Annotated in this window: 23 protein-coding genes, 1 tRNA gene and 5 pseudogenes; 11 read left to right on the forward strand and 18 right to left on the reverse strand. The window is 58.4% G+C overall.

Annotation, left to right across the window (positions count from 1 at the left end; translation table 11 throughout):
* Positions 1–30 precede the first annotated feature (30 nt).
* From yiaY to RHM58_RS19235, 4 genes are all read right to left on the reverse strand, one after another.
* Positions 31–1,179 (reverse strand): L-threonine dehydrogenase, encoded by a 1,149-nt coding sequence (gene yiaY / locus RHM58_RS19220; protein ID WP_322267885.1) that lies wholly within the window; start codon positions 1,177–1,179, stop codon positions 31–33.
* Between the two features lie 231 nt (positions 1,180–1,410).
* Positions 1,411–1,698 carry a hypothetical protein gene (locus RHM58_RS19225; RefSeq protein WP_201255273.1) on the reverse strand — a complete coding sequence of 96 codons (288 nt, stop codon included), beginning with the start codon at positions 1,696–1,698 and terminating at the stop codon, positions 1,411–1,413.
* A 49-nt stretch (positions 1,699–1,747) separates the two neighbouring features.
* Positions 1,748–2,092: a hypothetical protein gene (locus RHM58_RS19230; protein ID WP_322267886.1), complete on the reverse strand. Its 345-nt coding sequence runs from the start codon at positions 2,090–2,092 to the stop codon at positions 1,748–1,750.
* A 291-nt stretch (positions 2,093–2,383) separates the two neighbouring features.
* A complete protein-coding gene (locus tag RHM58_RS19235; protein WP_201255271.1) occupies positions 2,384–3,076 on the reverse strand; it encodes a murein L,D-transpeptidase catalytic domain family protein in 693 nt (230 codons plus the stop codon).
* A 77-nt stretch (positions 3,077–3,153) separates the two neighbouring features.
* Between RHM58_RS19235 and RHM58_RS19240 the strand changes: the two are divergent.
* A pseudogene (locus RHM58_RS19240) lies at positions 3,154–4,886 on the forward strand (L,D-transpeptidase family protein).
* Between the two features lie 106 nt (positions 4,887–4,992).
* On the opposite strand, the gene RHM58_RS19245 reads toward RHM58_RS19240, so the two are convergent.
* Together RHM58_RS19245 and RHM58_RS19250 are read right to left on the reverse strand one after the other, a co-directional pair.
* The gene (locus RHM58_RS19245; RefSeq protein WP_322267887.1) at positions 4,993–5,736 is read right to left on the reverse strand and encodes an anti-sigma factor family protein; all 744 of its coding nucleotides are present in this window, start codon (positions 5,734–5,736) and stop codon (positions 4,993–4,995) included.
* Positions 5,729–6,241, reverse strand: a complete 513-nt coding sequence (locus RHM58_RS19250; protein WP_201204290.1) for a sigma-70 family RNA polymerase sigma factor — start codon at positions 6,239–6,241, stop codon at positions 5,729–5,731. The genes RHM58_RS19245 and RHM58_RS19250 overlap by 8 nt, the downstream gene beginning before the upstream one ends.
* Before the next feature lie 153 nt (positions 6,242–6,394).
* Between RHM58_RS19250 and RHM58_RS19255 the strand changes: the two genes are divergently transcribed.
* Both RHM58_RS19255 and RHM58_RS19260 read left to right on the forward strand, forming a co-directional pair.
* Complete coding sequence (locus RHM58_RS19255; protein WP_322267888.1) at positions 6,395–7,366, forward strand: metallophosphoesterase family protein; 972 nt, start codon at positions 6,395–6,397, stop codon at positions 7,364–7,366.
* 12 nt (positions 7,367–7,378) lie between these two features.
* Entirely contained in the window at positions 7,379–7,687 is a 309-nt protein-coding gene (locus RHM58_RS19260; RefSeq protein ID WP_322267889.1) for a cupredoxin domain-containing protein, read from the forward strand.
* Between the two features lie 264 nt (positions 7,688–7,951).
* On the opposite strand, the gene RHM58_RS19265 is transcribed toward RHM58_RS19260, so the two are convergent.
* Positions 7,952–8,437, reverse strand: a complete 486-nt coding sequence (locus tag RHM58_RS19265) for a hypothetical protein (RefSeq protein ID WP_322267890.1) — start codon at positions 8,435–8,437, stop codon at positions 7,952–7,954.
* Positions 8,438–8,597: 160 nt separating this feature from the next.
* Here RHM58_RS19265 and RHM58_RS19270 point away from each other — a divergent pair, with 160 nt between their 5' ends.
* A complete protein-coding gene (locus tag RHM58_RS19270) occupies positions 8,598–9,266 on the forward strand; it encodes a ribonuclease T2 family protein (protein WP_201255266.1) in 669 nt (222 codons plus the stop codon).
* Between the two features lie 200 nt (positions 9,267–9,466).
* Here RHM58_RS19270 and RHM58_RS19275 read toward each other — a convergent pair whose 3' ends face one another.
* Positions 9,467–10,108 (reverse strand): HAD family hydrolase, encoded by a 642-nt coding sequence (locus tag RHM58_RS19275; RefSeq protein ID WP_201255265.1) that lies wholly within the window; start codon positions 10,106–10,108, stop codon positions 9,467–9,469.
* A gap of 160 nt (positions 10,109–10,268) precedes the next feature.
* Between RHM58_RS19275 and RHM58_RS19280 the strand changes: the two are divergent.
* Positions 10,269–11,836: pseudogene (locus RHM58_RS19280) on the forward strand (diguanylate cyclase).
* 103 nt (positions 11,837–11,939) lie between these two features.
* Here RHM58_RS19280 and RHM58_RS19285 read toward each other — a convergent pair.
* The 3 genes from RHM58_RS19285 to RHM58_RS19295 all read right to left on the reverse strand — a co-directional run bounded on the left by RHM58_RS19285 (position 11,940) and on the right by RHM58_RS19295 (position 13,226).
* Complete coding sequence (locus RHM58_RS19285; protein ID WP_322267891.1) at positions 11,940–12,239, reverse strand: hypothetical protein; 300 nt, start codon at positions 12,237–12,239, stop codon at positions 11,940–11,942.
* 23 nt (positions 12,240–12,262) lie between these two features.
* Entirely contained in the window at positions 12,263–12,523 is a 261-nt protein-coding gene (locus tag RHM58_RS19290) for a hypothetical protein (protein ID WP_322267892.1), read from the reverse strand.
* A 115-nt stretch (positions 12,524–12,638) separates the two neighbouring features.
* Positions 12,639–13,226: a GNAT family N-acetyltransferase gene (locus RHM58_RS19295; RefSeq protein ID WP_322267893.1), complete on the reverse strand. Its 588-nt coding sequence runs from the start codon at positions 13,224–13,226 to the stop codon at positions 12,639–12,641.
* A 130-nt stretch (positions 13,227–13,356) separates the two neighbouring features.
* Here RHM58_RS19295 and RHM58_RS19300 point away from each other — a divergent pair, with 130 nt between their 5' ends.
* A complete protein-coding gene (locus RHM58_RS19300) occupies positions 13,357–14,151 on the forward strand; it encodes an exodeoxyribonuclease III (protein ID WP_201202247.1) in 795 nt (264 codons plus the stop codon).
* A gap of 110 nt (positions 14,152–14,261) precedes the next feature.
* On the forward strand, positions 14,262–15,098 hold the full coding sequence (locus tag RHM58_RS19305) for an arylamine N-acetyltransferase family protein (RefSeq protein WP_322267894.1): 837 nt from the start codon (positions 14,262–14,264) through the stop codon (positions 15,096–15,098).
* 82 nt (positions 15,099–15,180) lie between these two features.
* On the opposite strand, the gene RHM58_RS19310 is transcribed toward RHM58_RS19305, so the two are convergent.
* From RHM58_RS19310 to RHM58_RS19320, 3 genes and pseudogenes are all read right to left on the reverse strand, one after another.
* Positions 15,181–15,633: a hypothetical protein gene (locus RHM58_RS19310; RefSeq protein WP_322267895.1), complete on the reverse strand. Its 453-nt coding sequence runs from the start codon at positions 15,631–15,633 to the stop codon at positions 15,181–15,183.
* Between the two features lie 26 nt (positions 15,634–15,659).
* Positions 15,660–16,000: pseudogene (locus RHM58_RS19315) on the reverse strand (BrnA antitoxin family protein).
* Positions 16,001–16,002: 2 nt separating this feature from the next.
* Positions 16,003–16,284, reverse strand: a complete 282-nt coding sequence (locus tag RHM58_RS19320; protein ID WP_322270867.1) for a BrnT family toxin — start codon at positions 16,282–16,284, stop codon at positions 16,003–16,005.
* A 255-nt stretch (positions 16,285–16,539) separates the two neighbouring features.
* Here RHM58_RS19320 and RHM58_RS19325 point away from each other — a divergent pair.
* A pseudogene (locus tag RHM58_RS19325) lies at positions 16,540–18,056 on the forward strand (nucleobase:cation symporter-2 family protein).
* Between the two features lie 141 nt (positions 18,057–18,197).
* Positions 18,198–18,779, forward strand: coding sequence for a hypothetical protein (locus RHM58_RS19330; RefSeq protein ID WP_322267896.1), 582 nt, complete (start codon positions 18,198–18,200; stop codon positions 18,777–18,779).
* 61 nt (positions 18,780–18,840) lie between these two features.
* On the opposite strand, the gene RHM58_RS19335 is transcribed toward RHM58_RS19330, so the two are convergent.
* Positions 18,841–18,918, reverse strand: a tRNA-Lys gene (locus RHM58_RS19335).
* A 233-nt stretch (positions 18,919–19,151) separates the two neighbouring features.
* Here RHM58_RS19335 and RHM58_RS19340 point away from each other — a divergent pair.
* Entirely contained in the window at positions 19,152–19,382 is a 231-nt protein-coding gene (locus tag RHM58_RS19340) for a hypothetical protein (protein WP_008007186.1), read from the forward strand.
* Here RHM58_RS19340 and RHM58_RS19345 read toward each other — a convergent pair.
* Both RHM58_RS19345 and RHM58_RS19350 read right to left on the reverse strand, forming a co-directional pair.
* The gene (locus RHM58_RS19345) at positions 19,379–19,582 is read right to left on the reverse strand and encodes a hypothetical protein (protein WP_201202254.1); all 204 of its coding nucleotides are present in this window, start codon (positions 19,580–19,582) and stop codon (positions 19,379–19,381) included. The genes RHM58_RS19340 and RHM58_RS19345 overlap by 4 nt on opposite strands.
* Before the next feature lie 308 nt (positions 19,583–19,890).
* Complete coding sequence (locus tag RHM58_RS19350) at positions 19,891–21,087, reverse strand: amino acid aminotransferase (protein WP_322267897.1); 1,197 nt, start codon at positions 21,085–21,087, stop codon at positions 19,891–19,893.
* A gap of 352 nt (positions 21,088–21,439) precedes the next feature.
* Between RHM58_RS19350 and uvrB the strand changes: the two are divergent.
* Positions 21,440–23,454: pseudogene (uvrB, locus tag RHM58_RS19355) on the forward strand (excinuclease ABC subunit UvrB).
* Positions 23,455–23,574: 120 nt separating this feature from the next.
* On the opposite strand, the gene RHM58_RS19360 reads toward uvrB, so the two are convergent.
* Positions 23,575–25,065, reverse strand: a complete 1,491-nt coding sequence (locus tag RHM58_RS19360; RefSeq protein WP_201205196.1) for an MDR family MFS transporter — start codon at positions 25,063–25,065, stop codon at positions 23,575–23,577.
* Positions 25,066–25,068: the final 3 nt, after the last annotated feature.

Consider the following 25,068-nt stretch of genomic DNA (forward strand, 5'->3'; position numbering starts at 1 on the left):
GTCAGTTGCCTGGCGTTCATTGCGTCGTAATCACATGGCTGCGTGGAAAATCTCCTCGATTTGCGCCTGTTCTGCGGGTCGAGGGTTAGTGAAGCCGCACGCGTCTTTCATGGCATTGGCCGCCAGTGTTGGAATGTCATCTGCCTTGACTCCCAATTCAGCCAAACCACTCGGAATGCCGACATCCGAAGACAATTTACGGATGGCGGCGATGGCCACCGCAGCGCCTTGTTCGTGGTCAAGATGTTGGGTATCAAGCCCCATCGCCTTTGCTACGTCGTTCAGGCGAGCCGGGCAAACGCTGGCGTTGAAGCTCTCGACGTGAGGCAGCAATATCGCGTTGCAGACACCGTGCGGCAGGTCATAGAACCCACCCAGTTGGTGTGCCATGGCGTGCACGTAGCCAAGGGAGGCATTGTTGAACGCCATCCCGGCCAAAAACTGTGCGTAGGCCATGTTTTCCCGCGCCTGCATGTTGCTGCCGTCGGTGACCGCGTTGCGCAGATTGGCAGAGATCAATTCCACGGCCTTGAGTGCGCAGGCATCGGTAATTGGCGTGGCCGCGGTTGAAACGTAGGCTTCGATGGCGTGTGTCAAGGCGTCCATGCCGGTGGCGGCGGTCAGGCCTTTAGGCATGCCGGCCATCAATGAGGGATCGTTAACCGACAACAGTGGTGTCACGTTACGGTCGACGATGGCCATTTTCACGTGGCGGGTTTCGTCGGTGATGATACAAAAGCGGGTCATCTCACTGGCTGTGCCCGCCGTGGTATTGATGGCAATCAGTGGCATTTGTGGCTTGGCAGATTGATCGACACCTTCGTAGTCACTGATATGTCCGCCATTGGTGGCGCACAAGGCAATGCCCTTGGCACAGTCATGGGGAGAGCCCCCACCCAGGGAGATGATGAAGTCTGCGCGGCTGAGCTTGAGTTGCTCCAGACCTTTTTCGACGTTGCCAACAGTCGGATTTGGCTTGGCACCATCGAATATGGTTGCGTTGATGTCCTGAGCTGAAAGCAGTTTGGCGACGTTGTCCGCGATCCCGGCTTTTGCCAGCCCGGCGTCGGTTACGATTAGTGCATGACGAAAGCCATATTTGCGAATAGCGTCCATGGCTTCATCAAGACTGCCTATGCCCATCATGTTTACGGATGGGATGAAGAACGTGCTGCTCATAATTAGCCCTCACTTTAGTGGTTACTGGCCTGGGCGACCGGTGGTGCACTTATCAATAGGGATTCATCCTAGGAGTGAAGGCGTGAGGGTTAAATAGTCCTTTAGGCCGGGCAGAGGGGGTCATTGGTTGTAATGGCTCGATAGGGTGCGACTCTGATCGAATTCTGTAGCGGACGGAGCGAGCAGTGAGTGCAAAGGTTGTGTGGCGTTTACAAACGCAGCACAGAAAACTCATTTTTTACTGCACATATCCACATCATTCTGAGTCTTCAGATCCGTCTCGATCCCCAACCGATATTTGCAGTAGTCAATAATCCACCTCCGTTGCTCTTCCGTCAGGCGTTCCACTTTTCGAATTTCGCCATCATTGGCGTGGATGTTGTAGAACTTGATTTGCAAAGTGGGGTGTTTCTTTATGAAGGGGATGGTTTCTACGTCTCCGTCTTCAAGGGCGTTGTAGTACCCGATGTTCAATATGCCTGACAAAATCAGCAGGGCAACAGCGATCAGTTTTTTCATCCTTGAGCCCATGTAGGGGTAGTTTCCGGCAAGGTAATTGCCCGTGCGGTCATACGTGTTTCAGAATTTCCTTCCAGATGTACCCATAGCTATACCGCAACCAAGCTACCTTCAATTTTTCGACAGCACGACGAACCCGACTCGCCGCTCGGGCATTCAGCGCTTGGTCGATCTCACTCAGCAGCGAGTCATCCTCAAACCCCGTCCAGACAGGTGGAACGGGAGTTTCCAGGTTCCAGAAGCACACCGGTGCTACTTCTGAATACAGGATGTTTTCCACAATCTTTAAGTCGTAAGGCCGAATGCGCTCGGCGATGTAGGCATAGTCGACGTGGTTGTCTACAAACGCATCTGCCAACGCTATCCGTACGTTGGTTTTCTCTTCCGGGGTCAAGGCCGATGCTCCTCTGGTTCGCTTCCAGCATATCTATAGCACGAGTCATGAAACACGATTAGTCGGCCAACTCCGGACTCAACGTCCCCAACCAAGCCACCAACCCCGCAATCAATACTGCCCTTGAGTGTGTTCCTGACCCGCAGCTTGGACACAGGGAAGAGCACTTGACGGGGAGGCTAGCGAGCGCTGCCTTTCAGCAGGCTGAGGCGGGGATTACGGTTTTGTTAGTTTGCCGGGTTCAGGCATGGAGGAGGGCGAGCCAATGCGGTCGCCCATTTTTATGTGCGGTTACGGTTTGGAGACATCCGCCACCGTCGCACCACCGCAATTCACAATTGCTGACTTCGTCAGCCAGCGTTGATCCGGGTAATACGAAAACAACAACTGCCCATCCTTCATCGAATCGATCAGCCGATGCGCAATCGCCGGCCGCACCGCCGGGCATCCCAGGCTGCGACCGATCCGGCCATTGATACGCGCAAGTTTAGGGCTGACATACGGAGCGCCATGAATCACGATTGCCCGGTCAAACGCATTGTCGTTAAACCCGGGCTCCAATCCTTCCATTCGTAACGAATAGCCGTTGTGCCCCAGATAACTCGATTGAGTCCGATACAAGCCAAGGCTGGAGGCGTTGCTTTCATTCTGATTGGAGAACTCGCTGGCCATGTTTTCGCCGCTGTTGCGACCGTGTGCCACCAGTTCATGAAACAGCAACTTTCGCTTCTTTAAATCGAACACCCAGAGGCGTTGTTCGGTCGAAGGCAATGAGTAGTCGATAACGGCGAGTCGTTGAGCCGGGGCTGCACCTTTGGCAATGCGGCATTGCGTGGCACGTACGGCCAGGTTTATGACGTTGGCGTTAGCGCCAGGAGCCGCTTTGGCGAGGGCGGCGGCAAGAGAATCGGCGTACGCTGCTGGTATTGACGTTACCGCCAACAGCAGGGCCGAGCATAGAAAGCCAAAGCGGGTTAGCGCCATAGAGATGTCTCATCAAGTTATTTCGAGTTTAGCAGCGCTTTCGCCAAGTGCTTAATGCAGGAGATTAAGGATTATCCATGGGGCAACTTTCAAGGTTATTCGTCATAAGCCATGCCTTTATTATGGTCTTTCTGATCAGCGGCGGGGCGTTCGCTGAAACTTCGCCGATTGCGCCGGAAACTGCACCGATCAGCATGATCGAGGCGATACCCGACGACAACGTCGCCCAAGAGATTCACGCGGTGCTGGAACCGATGATCACGGCCTTCCCGCCGCTGATGACTCGCCCGCGGCATCAACGGATAGACGTTAATCGTGTGGTCCTGGATTTTTACACCCATCGTCAATTTCGGGCAGCCTGGACCAACCCGGATGATGTTGCCCAATTGTTGAAAAGCCTCAACGACACGCAGATCGATGGGCTGGAGCCTGCGGATTTCCGTATCGATGATTTGGCCATGGCTCAGGCGTCGATGCAGAACACGGCGCCAACGCCTGCACAGCAAGCTGCCTTCGACCTCGCGGCGACCCGCACTTACATCACCGCACTGCTGCAATTGCGCCGGGGCAAAGTCGATCCTTCTCGGTTAGACATGCATTGGAACTTTGACCTTGCCGGCGTCGACCCCCGGGCCGACGTGAATAACTTCTTCATCGCACTGGACACCCATGATGTCGCCCGCGCCTTCGCGCAGGCACCGCCGCAAGAGGCGGTGTATGGCGGTTTACGTGAGGCGTTGGCGCAGTTGCGCAAAGTCCGTGACAGAGGCGGCTGGCCGAAGGTTGCCGCCGGGCAGAAGCTTACGCCGGGGATGGACGATCCTGCCGTCGGGCAGTTGCGTGCCCGCTTGGTGGCAGGTGGTTATCTGGAACCGCAAAAGGCAAACGCACCGATTACGATGGTGCTGTGATCGCGGCGGTGAAGAAGTATCAAACCGAGCAATACCTGGGGGCGGACGGCGTGGCCGGGGCGACGACCCTCGCCGCGTTGAACGTGCCGGTACAGGCGCGTATCGACCAGGTGCGGGTCAACATGGAGCGGGCGCGCTGGCTGCTTTATAAGCTGCAAGGTACGTTCGTGATTGTCGATATTGCTGGCTATAAGGTGGCGCTGTACCGCGACGGCCAGCCGATCTGGCGATCCCGAGTGCAGGTCGGCAAACCGTTTCGCAGCACGCCGATCTTTCAGGCCGAGATTACCTACGTCACGTTCAACCCCACCTGGACCGTGCCGCCGACGATTCTGAAAGAAGACGTCTTGCCGAAGATTTTGAGCAACCCCAACTACCTCAGCGCCAACCGTATTCGTCCGTATGATCGGGAAGGGAAGATGCTCGATCCGTCGACCATCGACTGGAGCAACCCGCGTGGCATCACCTTGCGCCAGGATGCAGGGCCGGAAAACTCATTGGGCCAGGTGGTCATCCGCTTCCCCAATGACTATGCGATTTACCTGCATGACACACCGCACCGTGATCTGTTTGCCAAGAATGTCCGCGCCACCAGTTCGGGCTGTATTCGAGTGGAGAATCCGTTGCAACTGGTGGAGTTGTTGTTCAACGATCCAGTGCGCTGGAACAGCGCCGGGATTCAAAAGCAACTGGCCAACGGGAAGACCGAGAACATCCGGCTGCCGGTGAAAGTGCCGGTGCTGTTGGCGTATTGGACGGTGGACATGGGCAACAATGGACGGGTGGCGTTTAAGCCGGACGTGTATGGCTACGATGATCCGGTATTGAAGGCGCTGAATTTTCCTGCGAAGTTGCCGGCGCTGGATTTGCAGGCGGCGAACGGGCAAGCCAAGCCATAAATCCCGAGCTGCCGAAGGCTGCGATCTTTTGATTTTGGTTTTTAAGATCAAGATCAAAAGATCGCAGCCTTCGGCAGCTCCTACGCGGGCGACGTCAACAGTTCCTTCAGGCTCCCTTTCTGAGCAACTGGCCGAGTGTTTCCAACTCACCTTTCTCCACATCCGACACCATCACAAACCGCATGTGATTCTCCTGCCAGGACACGACATTGAAGCCGCGAATAGATTGGGTTATCGGCGGTTTGTCGCTCTCAGTCGTCGGCAAGATGAAGACATTGATGATGTGCTTCGCCCGGCCATAACTCAGCGCTGCCGTGGTCTGGTGTTGCAGATAGTCCAGCCGCCCACCCAGCAATGGAAACCCCTGCGCCGAGTAGTCGAGCACCGGTGGCGAGAAATCGAGTTTGCCGGTGAACCAGGGCTTCACGGTGTGGCGGTCGGAAGACACCACATCGTTCAAATGCTCACCCATCAATGACCGCACATGGCTGGAGACGGCTTCGTCCATCAACGGTTGTTCGCTGCCAGGCGTTGCCACATAAAGCACCAGCGCCAAGGCCAGCGCCGCTGCTGAAAAGGCTGGCGCGAACCAATTTCGCCAGCGTTCGACGGTGCTGGTCCGTGGCACTACAGGAGCAAACACGCTGGCGGTCAATGACGCCGGTGCCGAGTAATACGGTGCATGCCGTTTCACACTGACCGTCAACAACCTCGCCTGATCATGCAACCGCGTGCACTCGGCACACTTGGCCAAATGCCCGGCTACTTTCGCAGTCGTTGTCGGATCCAGTTCCTTGTCCAGGTAGCCATGGATCAGCACCTGGCAAGCCGTGCAGTTGAGGTCAGTCATGGCTATGCAACTTCAATAGTTCAAGTTTGAGCATGGCGCGGGCGCGAGCCAGTCTCGACATGACAGTGCCGATGGGGATGTCGACCACCAGGGCGATGTCCTTGTAGGGCATGTCTTCGAGCTCCTTCAGAACAATGACCTCGCGAAAAATCGCTGGCAAAGCGCACAGGGCTTGCTGGACCAGTGCCGCGTTCTCCATATGAATGGCCAGCAGCTCCGGGGTCTGGCTGTGGCTCAACGCCGCGTCGTCTTCGGGGAGCTCATCGCCGATGGCGACCCAACGGTGGCCGGCGGAGGCTTTGAGCCAGGTGTAGCTTTCGTTACGCACGATGGTCAGGAACCAGGCCTTGGAATTGCCGTCGGCGAAGCGATGCAAGAACCTGAAAGCGCGCAGGGCACTTTCCTGCACGACATCGCGCGCGGCGCTGTCGTTGCCGGTGAGCCAGCGCGCGAGGTTGTAGGCGGCGTCCATGTGGGGCGCAAACAGTTCCTCAAATCGCTTCATAGTGGTTTCCGAACCGTCCTCCCCCTTAACTGTATTGCGTGGCGATTTATTCCCGGAAAAAAACTTATTTTCCGACACGGAATAAAGACTCGCCTTGCTCGGTTGTATCTCCTGTCAGCTACATCACTGTAGTCCGCCAGCGAGGGCATACCGATGGACATTCACTCAAAATACGAACGGCGCACCGACGGTCCGCTCAACCCCGACCGCAGGACGCTGCTCAAGTGCTCCGCGTGGGCCGGCGCCGGCGTGATCTGGGCCTTGAGCGGCGGCATTCCGCGGGCCTTTGCGCTGGACGAGGCCGGCAACGCCTCCGACCCCAAAGCGCTGGCCGCGAGCACGTTCCACTTTGTGCAGATCAGCGACTCGCACATCGGCTTCAACAAAGAGGCGAACCCGGAACCGCTGAAAACCCTGCAGGTGGCCATAGACAAGGTCATTGCGCTGCCGAAACGGCCGTCGCTGATCCTGCACACCGGCGACATCACCCACCTGTCGAAACCGGAAGAGTTCGACACTGCCGCGCAACTGCTCAAGGGCTTGCCGTCCACGATTCACTACGTGCCGGGCGAGCACGACACCCTCGACGAGGGCGGCGGCAAGCTCTACCTCGAGCGCTACGGCAAGGGCACCAAGGGCAATGGCTGGTACAGCTTCGATGACCACGGCGTGCATTTCATCGCGCTGGTGAATGTCTTCAACTTCCAGGCCGGCCACGAAGCGACCCTCGGCGCCGATCAACTGGCGTGGCTGGCCGATGATTTGCGCGCCGTGTCCACCAGCACGCCCGTGGTGGTGTTTACCCATATTCCGTTGTGGACGATTTATCAGCCCTGGGGCTGGGGCACCGAGGACGGCGATCAGGCGATTGCCATGCTGCGCAAGTACGGTTCGGTGACGGTATTGAACGGGCATATTCATCAGGTTATCCAGAAGGTCGAGGGCAACATCACCTTCCACACCGCCCGCGGCACGGCTTATCCGCAGCCCGCACCAGGCACGGCGCCGGCACCTGGGCCGATGACGGTGGCGGCTGATCAATTGCGCAACTATCTGGGGATCACTGAAGTGCGAGCGACACAGGGCGAGCACCCGCTGGCGCTGATCGATTCGACACTGGTTTAGGGAGGATTTGAGATGAAAACGCGACTCTTGGCCGCGGTTTGCCTGATGCTGTCGATGCCGGTGTGGGCGGCGGAAGTGAAGGTCGATATCAAGGAATTCATGTTCGGCCCCAAGGATTTGATCGTGGCGGTGGGCACCAAAGTGACGTGGGTTAACGACGACCAGATCCCGCATACCGTGGCAGAAACCCACAAAGTGTTCCGCTCGGGAGCGCTGGACACCAATGACAGCTTTTCCTACGTGTTCAACACGCCGGGGGAGTTTGAGTATTTCTGTGTGCTGCACCCGCAGATGATCGGGAAGATTGTGGTCAGCCAATAAACGGGCGGCCCCGGGCTTTTTGATCAATACCGAATCACTGTGGGAGCGGGCTTGCTCGCGAAGGCGGCCTGTCAGTCGACATCATTGGTGAATGACAAACCGCTTTCGTGAGCAAGCCCACTCCCACAGTTGATTTCGTGTGGTCGACACTCAGCCTCGTGGGAGTGAGTCTGCTCGCGAAAGCAGCGTGGCAGTCGCCATCAATGTCGGATGTGAAGGCCTCTTCGTGAGCAAGCTCGCTCCCACAAGGGGAAGTGCAGGGGATCAGAGGTCCAGTCCCTCCTGTATCACCGACAGCAGATTCACTTCCGTCAGCGCCACTGCGTCCGGTTGTTGCCCGGATTGCTCGATTGCCTGCAACCACCACTGCGTTTCGCCGTGTTCGTTTACAGTTCGCAGCAGGGGGATTTCTTTGCCTTTGAGGTGAATCTCGACACGCCCTGCGCCGTCAGCGGTGAAGCGCACGATTGGGATCAAGGTGATGTGGCGGTGATTGCCTTCGATCATCAGTTGGTCAATGGCGTAGGCGTAGGTCGCGCCATCGGGGTGACGCTCGAAGACATGAGTGGGGTTTCGGCGGATGTTCAGGCCGGCCTCCAGCAGCGGCTTCAGCCAGGCTTCGATCTGGTGATACATTGCATAAACTTGGCTGGGCCAACTGTCGATCGCCTGATCGGTGCTGGTGCTCGCATCCGAGCTGGTTAGTCGGCTTTCTTTCAGTTTTGCGGCGAGCTCGTCTGCCTTACTCATTTCGGTTCCCTGTCGTGATGTAAGTGTGATCGTAGCCCTTTCAAGGTAATGCACGTTTTGCCCTGCGTCATGCGCTTGCAACACAAGCGTGACAAAAACCATCCGTTGGCCGTTCTTCGGTCAGGCATCAAATCTGTCACTGTCCCCAAGGAGTGGGTATATGAAGAAGCTTTACGCAGCCATCGCAATCCTTGCGATTACTTTCGGCAACATCGGCCTGAGTTCGGCTCGGCAATCACACCAAGGCAAAGCCCCGACCGAGTCGGTGGCGGGGGTGTTCGATTACTACTTGCTGACGCTGTCCTGGTCGCCGACGTTCTGCCTGACTCACAAAGACGACACGCAATGCTCCGGCAAAGGCTACGGCTTTGTGCTTCACGGCCTCTGGCCGCAATACGCCAAGGGTGGCTGGCCGGAGTCGTGCCCGCCAATGGTGGCGTTGTCGCCGGCCGAGCAGAAGCAGGGGCTGACGCTGTTCCCGACGCCCAAGTTGCTTGAGCATGAATGGTCCAAGCACGGCACTTGCAGTGGTCTCGGCGCCTCGGGTTATCTGGACGTGGCGGACAAGGCCGTCGGTGCGGTGAAAATCCCTGAGCAGTTGCAACCCTTCAGCACCACCACCCATTACTTCCAGGCCCAGGAAATCATCGACCTGTTCCGTCAAAGCAATCCCGGGATTGCCGCGAACGGTATCGCGGTGATCTGCAATGGCCCGCAGTTGTCGGAAGTGCGGGTATGCCTGGGCAAGGACCTGGGGTTTGGCGCGTGCGGGAAAGGTGTGAAGACCTCGTGTCGTGACGGCGATATTCGGGTGCCACCGTCGCGCTGAAATCGGTGAGTTAAAACGCAGAACCTGTGGGAGCGAGCTTGCTCGCGATAGCGGACGACCAGGCAACACACGTGTTGAATGTGAAACCGTCATCGCGAGCAGGCTCGCTCCCACAATTGATCTTCAGTGAGCACAGATTTTGTGCACGACACAGATCCAGTGGGGGAGTGAGCCTGCTCGCGAATGGGCATCCTCCAATTTCAGCCTGCTTGAAGCGGCAATCCCAGCGCCACCAAATCCTTGCGCAACTGCGCCGCGTCGAAGAACTGCACCGCGTGAAATCCTTCGCGCTGCGCCCCTTCAATGTTTGGCCGGTGATCATCAATGAACACCGCCCGAGTACTATCCACGTCGTAGCGTGACGCCAGCAACTGGAAGATCTCCGGTGAAGGCTTGATCACGCCCTCGACGCCCGACACCAGAATCCCCTCGAATCGCTGCAAAAACTCGAAACGCTCAAGGGCAATCGGGAAGGTTTCGGCGGACCAGTTGGTCAGCGCCAGCAGCCGAATGCCGTTGGCGTGCAGTTCATCAAGGATCGCTACGGTGTCTTCGATGGCGCCGCCGAGCATTTCTTCCCAGCGTTCGCGGTAGGCGCGGATCAGCGCTTCCTGGTCCGGATGCCGGGCGATGGCTTCCTCAATCGCTTCCTGCCAGGTCCGGCCCTGGTCTTGTTGTTCGTTCCAGGCGGTGTGGCAAACCTCTGCCAGGAAGGTTTCCATGGCCTCGACGTCATCTCCGAACAACTTTTTGTAAAGGTTTCTGGGGTTCCAGCGGATAAGTACATTACCGAGATCGAAAACGGCGGTATTGATGGTGGTTGGGTGAGGGTGGGCAGTCATGTTTTTTCCTCCTTGGGCAAACTTGTCGGGACAGGGTTTGAGGCCTGTGATCCTAGCAGAGATGGTTTTCCCATTGGCCCCTGACGCCCCCGTAGACTAAGCTCACAAAAAATAAGGGCTTTGGGCCTTTCGCCCACGCCGTGCCCTCCAGGAAGCACTTTTGCCGATCCCCATTCATGACTTGCACCACGCTCCTGGTGCCCTGAAACGCCTGCCTCTGCTCAAGGCTGCGGCGCTGTTTATTGCGGCGGTGTGCCTATGCCTGTGCGGCTTGCTGTACTTGCAACTGGAGCAGTCACGCCGTCATGACCTGGCCCTGGCGCAAATCGCATCATCTAACCTTACCCGGGCGATGGCGCAGCAGGCTGAAGACACGTTTACCAAGGCCGATCTGGTGCTGACCAGTCTTGTGGACTGGATTCAGGCAGATGGTTTCGATGGTGAACAAAAGCCGCGTTTGCAAAAACCTTCGCCCGACGGGTGCAGGCGTTGCACCAGTTGCACGGGATTTTCCTGTTCGACAAACAAGGTCAGTGGGTCGTGACCTCGTTTCAGGATTTGCCCCGGGGCTCCGGTGTAATGGATCGCGAATACTTCAAATACCACCAGCAAAACGTCTCGTCCCTGGCGCACATCGGGCCGGCGATTCGCAGTCGCGAGAACGGCGAGTGGATCATTCCGGTGACCAAGCGCATCAACGACAAGGACGGCAACTTCGAGGGCGTGTTGCTGGCCGGCATCAAGATGTCGTACTTCGATCAGTTCTTCAAAAGCTTCAGCATTGATGACCACGGGGCAATGTTTTTGGCGCTCACGGACGGCACGTTACTGGCGCGCCGACCGTTTGTTGAAGCGCAAATCGGCACCTCGTTGGCCCAAGGGGCGATTTTCCAGAAGCATCTGCCCGTCGCCACCTCTGGCAACGCGATGATCAGTTCGGTGGTCGACGACACGGTTCGCTTGTATGGCTACCGACAGTTGGAGAGTTATCCGCTGGTGGTGTCGGCGGCATCCTCCAGGGACGCGATTCTCAAGGAGTGGTACGCCACCGCGTTTCAATCCAGCGTCATTGTGGCCTTGGTGGTATTGGGCGTGGGGCTGTTCGGCTGGGTGTTCATTCATCAAGTGCGCGACGGGGGGCGGATCGAAGCTGACCTACGCAAGGCCCAGGAAGCGCTGGAACTGATCGCGACCCATGACAGCCTGACCGGCCTGGCAAACCGGCGTCTGTTCGAACGGGCGCTGGAGATCGAATTCGGCCGTGGCGCCCGACAGGGAAGCCCGCTGAGCCTGGTGATGCTCGATATCGATTTCTTCAAGCGTTACAACGATACCTACGGCCACGTGGCCGGAGATCACTGCCTGGCCGAAGTGGCGCGAGCGCTCAAGAGTTGCTGCCATCGCAAGGCTGATCTGGCGGTGCGCTACGGTGGCGAAGAGTTTGCGGCGTTGCTGCCCGACACCGACATTCACGGTGCGATGGCGATTGCCGAGCAGATCCGCCGCAGCGTCATGGACAAGAACATCACCCACAGCGGCTCACCCACCGGTTACGTGACGGTCAGTCTGGGTTGCTATTCGTTTGTGCCGACTGGGCGCGACAGTATCGAAGTATTCATCCAGCGGGCGGACGCTGCTTTGTATCAGGCCAAGCACTCGGGACGAAACCGATCAGCGGTATTGTCGATGGAGGGCGGCGTCGAGGCGTTGATGCGTTCGGACCGGTGAATCAGTCAATCGGCTGATAGCGCCCAAGGGGCGTACCTGACCCAATCATGTGTTTACAGCAGTCGACAGACCATGACTGATGTCATGGCCTGCGTTGATGCGTTCAACTGCCTTTACCGTTCCCGGCAGCGCTGGTTCCGCCGTCAGCAGGCTCCGTTCCGCCAGTGGTGCCGGCTCCCGAACCGCTGGCGCCACCGTTACTGCCAGTGGCCGGGCTGTCATTGTCCGACGTGTTACCGCCGGTGGGGGAGCTCGGGGTGTTGGTTTTATTGGGCGACGTTGTCGCGCTGCTGCTAGCGCCTGACGAGGTGCCACTGGAATCGTTGGATGCCGCGAACGTGGTCACGGACGCCGCTGACAGCACTCCGGCCAGCAACAACGCGGTGATTTTGGTATTCATCATGGTTCGTCTCCAGAAATGAGGCATTACATGATGTTGGTGTGACTCGCGGTCCGGTTTGTGCCGTTTGCGTGACGAGTGGTAGGCCCGACCGTCAACGGAACGCTGCACGTAAAAGGCAGATCGCCTCTTCTACGGTCGTGCGTCGTGCGGTTGGCGCTGGTGGCGTAAGTGTCGAGGAACACTTGAGTGGCGAGGCCGCTGATGCACAAGGCGTCAGCGGGTTGGCCCAAGCGATAGTGGAGGGGCATGGTGACGATTTCCTTTTCGTTCCAGGATTTAAGCATTGGCAAATTTCCACTGTGGGGGCGGGCTTGCTCGCGAAAGCGTCGGCACATCCAGCATTGCTGTAACTGACACACCGCTTTCGCGAGCAAGCCCGCTCCCACAGTAGATCGTGTGTTAACGGGGCTCGTATTCAGCCAGTTTCTTTTCCAGATTCTGCCTAACCAGTGGCCACTCATCATCAATGATGCTGAACCGCACCGAGTTGCGTTTGCGTCCGTCCGGCATGATCCGCTCGTGGCGCACGATGCCTTCCTGTTGTGCGCCCAGCCTGAGGATCGCGTTGCGGGATTTCTGGTTGTTTTCGTCGGTGATGAATTGCACCCGAACGCAATCGAGCACTTCGAAGGCATGGCGCAGCATCAGGTACTTGGCTTCGGTGTTGACGAAGGTTTTCTGCCAACTGGCGCCGATCCAGCTACTGCCGATTTCGAGCTTGCGGTTGAGCCGGTCGACTTTCCAGAAGCGTGTCGAGCCGATGACCTTGCCCGTGTCCTTGAGCACAATGACGAACGGCAGGACGCTGCCGGCATCGCGTCCGTCGAGGGCTTTTTTGAGGTAGCTGTCGACGGTGGTCGAGGAGGGCACGATGGTGACTGTCAGGTTCCACAGTTCGCCATCTGCGGCGGCGCGCACCAGCGCTTCGGCATCGGTGTATTGAAGCGGGCGCAGGATGATTCGGTTGCCTTCCAGGAGTGTTTCCATGAGGTCGATGTTCTCGGCAGATCGGGCAGGGCGCTGGGCACTTATTACGCCGTACATTGCTTCGTCGGCGCAACCACCTGAACGGGTCGATGTCACACACTAGGCACCTCGCTACCCGGAGCTTTGGTCGATGAAAAATTTGCGAATCGCGACGTTCAACGTCAACGGCTTGCGTGCGCGGTTGCCAAGCCTGCTGGCCTGGCTGACGCGAGAACAACCCGACATCGTCTGCTTGCAAGAGCTCAAATCAGTCGACAGTGCTTTCCCCGCCGCGGAGCTGGAAGCGGCCGGGTACGGTGCGATCTGGCACGGCCAGTCCTCGTGGAATGGCGTGGCGATCCTGGCCCGGGATGCGCAGCCGCTGGAGAGTCGGCGCGGCCTGCCGGGAGACGAAAGCGACACCCAGAGTCGCTACCTCGAAGCGGCGGTTCACGGGGTGCTGGTGGGGTGCCTGTACTTGCCCAATGGCAACCCGCAGCCGGGGCCGAAGTTCGATTACAAACTGGCGTGGTTCGAACGCCTGATCAGTTATGCACAGGCGCTTCAGGGCAGCGAGCATCCGGTGGTGCTGGCCGGCGACTACAACGTGGTGCCCACTGACCTGGACATCTACAACACACGCTCCTGGCTCAAGGACGCGCTGCTGCAACCCGAGAGTCGCGAGTGTTATCAGCGACTGCTGGATCAGGGCTGGACCGATTCCCTGCGTCATCTTTATCCCGAGGATCGTCTCTATACGTTCTGGGATTACTTCCGTCAGCACTGGCAGACAAACTCCGGCTTGCGCATTGATCATCTGCTGCTCAACCCGGCGCTGAGTCCGTACCTGCAAGAGGCTGGCGTCGATGCCTGGGTGCGCAACGAGCCCCATGCCAGCGACCACGCGCCGACGTGGATTCGGCTGGGGGCGCGCAAGCGGCGTTGATTTTTGTGGACGGCGATTGGCGAAATCAATTGTCGGACAAAGTGCTTTATCCCTTATATATGGCGCCCATCGGCGGAGTGATCCGCGGCACCGTGCATAAGGACCGAGCAATGAGTGAGCCACGCCTGACGTATCTGAACCTATATTTGCAACGCTTGGGTTTCAGCGCTACCCCTGCGCCAACCCTGGAAACCCTGCGTCAACTTCAACTGCGCCACACCGGTGCTTTCCCGTTCGAGAACCTCACCACGTTATCGGGCGAGCCGGTACTGATCGATTTGCCTTCGGTCGAGCAAAAAGTCCTGCACCAGGGGCGCGGTGGTTACTGCTACGAACTGAACAGCTTGTTCCTGGCCTTGCTGCAGGACTTGGGTTTTAACGTTCGCGGTATCAGCGGTCGCGTAGTACTCGGCCAGCCCGAAGGCACGTGGACGGCGCGCACCCACCGCTTGAGCCTGGTGACCCTGGACGGCGTACGCTACATCAGCGACGTCGGCTTCGGCGGCATGGTGCCCACCGCGCCGCTGATGCTCGACACCCTCGACGAACAGCTCACGCCCCACGAGACGTATCGCATCGAACAGCATGAGGACGGCTACACGCTACGCGCCAACGTTGCCGGTGAGTGGCGGGCGATGTACGTCTTCGACCTGCAACGCCAGGAAGACATCGATTACACCCTCGGCAACTGGTACGTCTCGACCCATCCAGATTCGCCGTTTAATAAGCGTTTGATGGTGTCGCTCACCGGGGAGGGGTGGCGGCGGACATTGAGCGACGGCAGTTTCACCATTCACCGGATTGGCAGCGAGAGCGAACGGCGTGAGGTGAGGGATGTGGATGAGGTGATCGGGGTGCTGGAAAGTGAGTTTGGGATTCGGGTGCCGCCGAATGTTCATCTGAGGCAGGTGATCGAGCGTTTGATTGAGCCTAAAGAGCAGGTTTGACTGATCAGGCGGAAGGCAGGCCTATCCGGTTTGCCTTCCTTGTTCAGGTCGTCGCAGGCCAAATTGTTGCTTGGGCCACTTTTTAACGAATGTCGCGCCTCCACAGCCCGTTGTTAACATTCAAGCGCCTGCAAGCGAGCCCCAGTCGTGGATAGATCCAAGGAATGCCAAATCGGCGAATGGTGAAATAAAACCGGTAGTCGGCCAAGCCGTCGATGGTGGCGTAGAAGTTTGCTGCGTCCAGCCAGATCACCTCCTCGAGCCAGAACGAGCTGTACATTTGGTAGATCGTACGTTCGCTCAACACCGTTTTGAGGTCCTGGCTGACCAGTACAAAACAAACGGCCTCTTCGTAGGGGCAGTCGAAGTCGGTCACCAGCAGATAACCGGCTGCGGTTTCGTACTGGCGCAATAGATTGAAGCCGGAAATCGCCAACGAAGATGCGCAGCCATCGATAATGACGGGGTTTTTCTCCGGCCAGTTTTCATAGGGGCCGTGATGCTGTACCAGTGCGAATCGCTCAATCGCTTTCATAGTCGTAACTCAGCGCCGGTTACTGACTATGGCCGAACATCCGGCGCCATCACCCGATGGATTTCGCTGAGGGCCTCTGCGAGTTTTTTCTCGAGGCTTTTCAGGTCGGTGGTCGTTACGCCTTTTTTAGATGGGCTGCGTTTGCGCCGCTGTATTGATCGGCCTTCGCGACGTGCCCCTTCTCGCAGAGCAAGGCCTGTCGCAACGTGTTGTTGATCACTGTCTGATAACCAAACCCCTCGTTCTCCGCGAGGGAGCGAGCCGCCTCGATCACGGCATCATCGAGCATGATGGTGATGCGGGTCTTGCCTTTGCTGGAGGCAGCCGCCCCGCGCTTGGCGTTACTGAAGTCGTACTCGTCTTTCATGGTCATGCCTCCTTGTACTGACGGCGCTCGTTTTTGGTGGCGATGCGCGCGGAAATAATTCGAACGAAATTCGGGTCGCGCCAAGTGTAGGCAACCACCAGCAAACGACCTTTCGCATCCTGCCCCAGGATGATCCAGCGCTGCTCATCGTGATCGCAGTCCGGCAGCGTCAGGGCTCGCTCGTCATCGAATATCGACTCGGTATCCGCAAGGCTGACGCCTCGATGCTTGAGTTTATTGGCCGCGTTCTTTGCCTTGTCGTACTGAATTTCGAATGGCTTAATTATGCATACTTTATATGTATAAAAAAGAGGGCATCCGTGCCGGCGGTCGCCATGAAGACAAAAGACTAGCGGGAGAAGGGATGTGTGCTGTGCTGGATGTATTGCAAGGTTTTTGGTGCGTCAGGCGCACCGCGCATTGATCAAAATGGATAGATGTCCATAATCTGACTGATGAGTTGTATACAACTCTATAGACATTTGTCCTGAGTCTTGCATACAGTGTGCGCATAACAAAAACCAGGGAACCCCCCAACCATGAAAACGCCCCATGTTTCACACCAACGGCCTGAGGATGAAAACCTTGGGATCGGCGCGAATATGGCTTACGGCCTGCAACACGTTCTGACCATGTACGGCGGCATCGTTGCGGTGCCATTGATCATTGGCCAGGCCGCCGGGCTCTCGCCGGCGGACATCGGTTTGTTGATTGCTGCATCATTGTTTGCGGGGGCTTGGCGACGTTGCTGCAGACCCTCGGGTTACCGTTTTTCGGTTGTCAGTTGCCGCTGGTTCAGGGCGTGTCGTTCTCCGGCGTCGCGACCATGGTGGCGATTGTCAGCAGTGGCGGGGAGGGTGGTTTTCAGTCGATTCTCGGGGCGGTCGTTGCCGCGTCGTTGATCGGTTTACTGATCACGCCGGTGTTCTCGCGAATTACCAAGTTCTTCCCGCCGCTGGTCACCGGCATCGTCATCACCACCATCGGCCTGACGCTGATGCCGGTGGCCGCCCGCTGGGCCATGGGCGGCAACAGTCATGCGCCGGACTTCGGCAGCATGGCAAATATCGGTCTGGCGGCGGTGACACTGGTGCTGGTATTGCTGCTGAGTAAAATCGGTAGCGCGACCATCTCCCGATTGTCGATCCTGTTGGCCATGGTCATCGGCACCGTGATCGCCGTATTTCTCGGCATGGCTGACTTCTCGTCCGTCGCCCAAGGCCCGATGTTTGGCTTTCCGGCGCCGTTCCACTTCGGCATGCCGACCTTCCACTTTGCCGCGATCCTGTCGATGTGCATCGTGATCATGGTGACCCTGGTTGAAACCTCCGCCGACATCCTCGCCGTGGGCGAAATCATCGGCACCAAGGTTGACTCCAAACGTCTGGGCAATGGCCTGCGCGCCGACATGTTGTCGAGCATGATCGCGCCGATCTTCGGTTCCTTCACCCAGAGTGCGTTCGCCCAGAACGTTGGCCTGGTGGCGGTGACCGGCATCAAGAGCCGCTTCGTGGTGGCCACTGGCGGTGTGTTCCTGGTGATCCTCGGCCTGTTGCCGTTCATGGGCCGGGTCATCGCCGCCGTGCCGACCTCGGTACTCGGCGGCGCCGGTATCGTGTTGTTCGGCACCGTGGCCGCCAGCGGCATTCGTACGCTGTCCAAGGTCGACTACCGCAACAACGTCAACCTGATCATCGTCGCCACCTCAATCGGCTTCGGCATGATCCCCATCGCCGCACCGAACTTCTACGATCACTTCCCGAGCTGGTTTGCGACGATCTTCCATTCGGGCATCAGTTCGTCGGCGATCATGGCCATTGTGCTGAACCTGACCTTCAACCACTTCACCACCGGCAACTCGGATCAGCAGTCGGTGTTCGCGGCCGGCACCGAACGTGTCCTGCGCTACCAGGATCTGGCGGCGTTGCGCGAGGGGGATTACTTCAGCGAAGGCAAGCTGCATGACTGCGACGGCAAGGAGATTCCGGTGGTGGAAGCCGCCCATGAGTCGAGCGAGCATCGAGCGGTTCATGCAAAAAGCAGTGAACATGTCTGACAGCCACTGGCTGTAACCGGAAGGAGCAGAGCGGATCGAATCCTCTCTGCCCTTTTTGCATGGCGCCGCCGCGATTGCCGGAACTTCACTACGCTAATGCTTCGGGAGTGCATTGTTTTCTCAACCTGAGCGAATGAACCCATGAACCGAATATGGCTGAGCCTGATCCTCGGCGTGGCGTTGGTCCTGATGATTCCGGCCGTCATGGGGATTATGAACTGGTCGTTAAGCGATGCGACGGCGGTGATTTTAGTACTCGCGGTGCCAGCCACGGTGATGGCGTTGTGGGTGCCGGGGAAGGGCAAGGCGCAGTGCAAAGTGTTGGAAGTCTGGATGTCCGCTGATGCTGAGCAGCTTGGAGTGACCAATGCGTTGTGGTCATTTTCCGTCAATGCCCGGGTCACCAATACCGGGGAGAGGGATGAGCTGTTGGAGGATGTGCTGCTTGAAGTGAGCAAAGGTCGAGAGCTACTTCATACCGCCAAGGCTATTTTCGGTGCCGGGCCGGTCGGCTTGCGGGAAGGAACGATACTGCCTTATGCGATGGCGCCGGGCGTGAGCATCGAAACGCGTGGGGTGTGTCACCTGAGCATGAAGCCAGTGGAGATGGACCGTTTGGCGGCCGACCTGCAACCGCCCTGGACGGTGACCTGCACGTTTGTTTTTTCTCGCAGCCGTAAGAAGCTTGTCCGGTTAACCGTCGACAATCCGCACTGGCCCTGAAACGTCGCCCACAAAAAAGCCCCTGGACCTTTCGATCCAGGGGCTTTTCGGTACTTCTGTCTGGCTCCACGACCTGGACTCGAACCAGGCGACCCAAGTGATTAAAAGTCCTTTGCTCTACCAACTGAGCTATCGCGGAATGGCGTGTATGTTACTGATTCAAAAAGAGAAGTCAAGCGCCCATTGGTAACTTGACCGATTCAATGGCACGAACGGTGGTTTATCGGCCATTGGCGGTTACCAGAACCGTAGCAGAGGTCTACCATAGCCGCCCGGAAGTGTTTACACGCGCTGCCGGCCATTCGCCGAAAAGGTAAGCGCCATGAACCATCCCGCATTCTTCACAGCACCTCGACTTAATGAGGTGTTCGCATGAGCATCGCTCAGATCAGCCTGCCCAAAGGGGTTGGCCCGCACGCCGAGAAACTGTTCGACGCCATCACTCAGGCCAGCACCGCCGACGAATTGAACCGCGCCGGTGGCAAGGCTGAAGGGTTCGTCCTTGGCCTGGAAAGCACCAAGGCCATCAAAAGCCAGGTCGCTGAGTCGCTTTACGTGGCCTATGACGACGCCGCCAGCCAGCGCGCGACCGAACTGGCCTAACCGCCGAAGGTGAAGGTGCCGAGCATCAGCTTGGCATACAGCATCGTTGCGCCCAATTGCACCAGCCATAAGGCCAGGCCGCCGAGAAACACACCGGCAGCCACTTGCAGCACCAGGCTGTTACCGCGTTTGGCCGGGGTGGTGCGGGGCACGAAGTGGTCCAGTTCGTCCCGGTCAGCGCGTAGGTCATCGTTTTTCATGTGGGTTCTCGTAGAATTCCAGGGTGTACACAAAACCTGTGGGAGCGGGTTTGTGTGGCGAGGGGCTTGCCCCCGTTCGGCTGCGAAGCAGTCGTAAACCATGGCATGCGGAGTACCTGATACTCCACTGTTGCAGGTTTTGGGGCCGCTTCGCGACCCAACGGGGGCAAGCCCCCTCACCACACAAGCTCGCTCCCACATTTGATCTGTGTGCAGTTTAGAGCGCTCGGTCGCCGGGTTGAGAATTTTCTGACACAAATAAAAAACGGGAAGCCCAAGGGCTTCCCGTTTTTCGTACCGCGTGAGACTCAGATCACCGCAACGATGGACTTCGTCACCACGTCGATATTGTTCTGGTTCAGCGCGGCCACGCAGATGCGGCCGGTGTCCAGAGCGTAGATGCCGAACTCGTTGCGCAGGCGGGTGACTTGCTCAACCGTCAGGCCGGAGTAGGAAAACATGCCGCGTTGACGACCGACAAAGCTGAAATCGCGCTGCGGAGCTTGCTTCGCCAGTTGCTCAACCATCTGGATGCGCATGCCGCGAATCCGCAGGCGCATTTCGGCCAGTTCCTCTTCCCACTGCGCGCGCAGTTCCGGGCTGTTCAGCACAGCGGCGACGATGCTTGCACCGTGGGTCGGCGGGTTGGAGTAGTTGGTGCGGATCACGCGTTTGACTTGCGACAGCACGCGCGCGCTTTCTTCTTTCGATTCGCTGACGATCGACAGGGCGCCAACGCGCTCGCCGTACAGCGAGAACGATTTGGAGAACGAGCTGGACACGAAGAAGGTCAGGCCCGACTCAGCGAACAGGCGCACAGCGGCGGCGTCTTCGTGGATGCCATCGCCAAAGCCCTGGTAGGCCATGTCGAGGAACGGCACGTGACCTTTGGCTTTCACCACGTCCAGAACGTTGTTCCAGTCGGCGGGGCTCAGGTCAACGCCGGTCGGGTTGTGGCAGCAAGCGTGCAACACAATGATCGAGCCGGACGGCAGGGCGTTCAGGTCTGCGAGCAGGCCGGTACGGTTAACGTCATGGGTCGCGGCGTCGTAGTAGCGGTAGTTCTGCACCGGGAAACCGGCGGTTTCGAACAGCGCGCGGTGGTTTTCCCAGCTCGGGTCGCTGATTGCCACAACGGCGTTCGGCAGCAGTTGTTTGAGGAAGTCGGCACCGATTTTCAGTGCGCCCGTGCCGCCAACGGCTTGGGTGGTGATGACACGGCCGGCAGCGATCAGTGGCGAGTCATTGCCAAACAGCAGTTTCTGCACAGCCTGGTCGTAGGCCGCGATGCCGTCGATTGGCAAGTAGCCACGGGAAGCGTGTTGAGCGGCGCGAATCGTCTCGGCTTCGACAACGGCGCGCAGGAGTGGAATTCGCCCCTCCTCGTTGCAATAAACACCGACCCCCAAGTTGACCTTGTCGGTTCGGGAATCGGCGTTGAATGCTTCGTTGAGGCCCAGGATTGGATCGCGTGGTGCCATTTCGACAGCGGAGAACAGGCTCATTTTTGCGGCGGCTCTGAATGGAGTGTGGAGGGACGTGTCGCGCTCCAGCCGAATGCACTAGAGCGGTGCACAAACGGGGAGCTAGTATAGAGGCCATCTGCGATTGCTGGCGACAGACGATTCGGCTTTTTGGTTAAGTTTTTTCGATTATTTTTCGACCGTTAGTCGAATGGCATCGTCAAAGACTTCGAGGGATGTAGGACGTTTGCCTTGAAAGCGAGGGCAATCGGCTCCACATTGAGCACAATCCAGTTTTTTCCTCGGGCGACGTGAGTCGTTTGCGGCCTTTCTCGCTCCTGTCGGTTTGACCGGGCTGGCGCGAAACCCTGCTCCGAGAACCCAGAGGTACTTCATGTCTGAATTCCAGCTAGTCACCCGCTTCGAGCCTGCCGGCGATCAGCCGGAAGCCATCCGCCTGATGGTCGAGGGCATCGAGGCCGGGCTGGCGCACCAGACGTTGCTCGGTGTGACCGGCTCGGGCAAGACCTTCAGCATCGCCAACGTGATCGCCCAGGTGCAGCGGCCGACCCTGGTGCTGGCGCCGAACAAAACCCTGGCCGCACAGTTGTACGGCGAGTTCAAGGCGTTCTTCCCGAACAACGCCATCGAGTACTTCGTGTCGTACTACGACTACTACCAGCCGGAGGCGTACGTCCCGCAGACGGACACCTTCATCGAGAAGGACTCCTCGATCAACGCCACATCGAGCAAATGCGGCTCTCGGCGACCAAAGCGCTGTTGGAGCGCAAGGACGCGATCATCGTCACCACGGTGTCGTGCATCTACGGTCTGGGCAGCCCGGAAACCTATCTGAAAATGGTGTTGCACGTGGATCGTGGCGATAAGCTCGATCAGCGTGCGTTGCTGCGTCGTCTGGCGGACCTGCAATACACCCGCAATGACATGGATTTCGCCCGGGCGACCTTCCGGGTGCGCGGTGATGTGATCGACATCCACCCGGCGGAATCCGACTTTGAAGCGATCCGCATTGAGTTGTTCGACGATGAAGTCGAAAAGATTTCCGCCTTCGACCCGTTGACCGGCGAAGTCACCCGCCAGTTGCCGCGTTTCACCTTCTACCCGAAAAGCCACTACGTGACGCCGCGGGAAACCCTGCTCGGTGCCATCGAAGGGATCAAGGTCGAGCTTCAAGAGCGTCTGGACTACCTGCGCAGCAACAACAAATTGGTGGAGGCTCAGCGCCTCGAGCAGCGCACCCGTTTTGACCTGGAGATGATTCTCGAGCTGGGTTACTGCAACGGCATCGAAAACTACTCGCGCTACCTGTCGGGCCGTGCCTCCGGTGAGGCGCCGCCGACCTTGTTCGACTACCTGCCGGCCGACGCGTTGTTGGTGATCGACGAGTCCCACGTCAGCGTGCCGCAGGTCGGCGCCATGTATAAGGGCGACCGTTCGCGTAAAGAGACGCTGGTGGAATATGGTTTCCGCCTGCCGTCAGCGCTGGATAACCGGCCGATGCGTTTCGATGAATTCGAAAACATCAGCCCGCAGACTATTTTCGTCTCGGCGACGCCGGGCAACTACGAGGCCGAACATGCCGGTCGCGTGGTCGAGCAACTGGTGCGCCCGACGGGTCTGGTGGACCCGCAAATCGAAATCCGTCCGGCGCTGACCCAGGTCGACGATTTGCTCTCGGAAATCGGCAAACGCGTGGCTCTGGAAGAGCGGGTGCTGGTCACCACGCTGACCAAGCGCATGTCCGAAGACTTGACCGATTACCTGGCCGACCATGGCGTGCGAGTGCGCTACCTGCACTCGGACATCGACACCGTCGAGCGGGTCGAAATCATCCGCGACTTGCGCCTTGGCACCTTCGACGTGCTGGTCGGGATCAACTTGCTGCGTGAAGGCCTGGACATGCCGGAAGTGTCGCTGGTGGCGATTCTCGATGCCGACAAGGAAGGCTTCCTGCGTTCCGAGCGCTCGCTGATCCAGACCATTGGCCGGGCGGCGCGCAACCTCAATGGTCGGGCGATTCTGTACGCCGACCGGATTACCGGTTCGATGGAACGGGCAATCGGCGAGACCGAGCGCCGACGCGACAAGCAAATTGCCTTCAACCTCGCCAACGGCATCACGCCCAAAGGCGTGTTCAAGGACGTCGCCGACATCATGGAAGGCGCCGTCGTACCAGGCTCGCGCAGCAAGAAGCGCAAAGGCATGGCCAAGGCTGCCGAGGAAAGCGCCAAGTACGAAGCGGAATTGCGTTCGCCGGGCGAGATCGCCAAGCGCATCAAGGCGCTGGAAGAGAAGATGTACCAGCTCGCCCGCGATCTGGAATTCGAAGCGGCGGCGCAGATGCGCGACGAGATTGGCAAGCTGCGGGATCGGTTGATCGCCGTCTGATATTTGCGACGTTAGTTATGGCCTCTTCGCGGGCAAGCCTCGCTCCTACAGGATCACATTGAACCCTGTAGGAGCGAGGCTTGCCCGCGAAGGCGTTCGAAAGAACACCTCAACAATATGCTAGTGCGCCTCACCAGCCTTCAACCCCGCCGGCAACGCCTTGGTCAGCAACACCGCAAGCATGCTGATCCCCAGCGCAATCCCGACAAAGTGAAACGCATCGTTGTAGGCCATGATCGACGCTTGCTGGTGCACGATTTCGCTCATCTTGCCCAGCGCCGCCGTGTCGCTGCCAAACCGGTCTGCCATCGATGCCATACGCTCGGCGACCTGCGGGTTGCTCGGCACAATCGACTCGCGCAAATAATCAAAGTAGGTCTTGGTCCGCGCATCCAGCAAGGTCGCGAGGAGGGCGATGCCAATCGCGCCGCCGAGGTTACGCAGGATGTTGAACAGGCTCGACGCCGACCCCGCGTCCTGGGGCAGGATGTACGCCGTGGCGATCAACGAGATGGTCACCATGATCAGCGGCTGGCCCAGTGCGCGGATGATCTGGATCTGATTGAACTGCGGCCCGGCAAAGTCCGGGTTCAGCACGCCTGATGAAAAACTCGCCAGCCCGAACAGCCCGAAACCGAGCGTGCACAGCCACTTCGGCGAGATGAACTTCATCAGCTTCGGTACCAGCGGAATCAGGAACAACTGCGGCACGCCCATCCACATGATCACTTCGCCGATCTGCAGGGCGTTGTAGTTCTGGATCTGCGCCAGGTACAGCGGCAATAGATAAATCGAGCCGTACAACCCGACCCCCATTCCCAGGCTGGAAATACTCGATAAACCAAAGTTGCGATTGCCCAGGATGCGCAGGTTGATCAGCGGGTTGGGCTTGGAAAATTGCACGATGACAAAGGTGATCAGGCTGAACAGCGCGATGCTGCCCAGAGTCACGATCAGGCTCGATTCCAGCCAGTCCTTGCGGTGGCCTTCCTCCAGAAATACCTGCAAACAGCCCAGCCCGACGCCGAGGGTGAGGATGCCCATATAGTCGGTGCTTTTAAGCAGTTCCCAGTGGGATTCCTTCTTCTCCAGGCCATACATCAGGCCGGCGATCATGATCAGGCCTGGTGGGATGTTGATGTAGAAGATGTACTGCCAGCCCCAGTTTTCCGTCAGCCAGCCACCGATAGTCGGGCCGATGGAGGGCGCAAAAGTGGCGGTCATGGCAAACATCGCCATGCCTTTGGCGCGGTGGTGTTCCGGGAGTTTGATCAGCGTCAGGGTGAACGCCAGCGGGATCAGCGCGCCGCCGGTGAAGCCCTGCAAGGCGCGGAACACGATCATGCTCTCCAGGCTCCAGGCCATCGAGCAAAGCAAGGAAGCGCCGAGAAATCCGAGCGACACCCACACCGCCAACCGTCGCGCCGAGAGCAACTGCACCAGCCATGCGGTCAGCGGGATCATGATGATTTCCGCCACCAGGTAGGAGGTGGAAATCCACGAGCCTTCCTCCAGGGTCGCCGACAGCGCGCCTTGAATGTCCTTGAGCGATGAGTTGGTGATCTGGATGTCGAGCACGGCCATGAAGGCGCCGAGCATCACGCTCATCACCGC

The organism is Pseudomonas sp. 10S4, from assembly GCF_034344865.1.
Lineage (GTDB): Bacteria > Pseudomonadota > Gammaproteobacteria > Pseudomonadales > Pseudomonadaceae > Aquipseudomonas.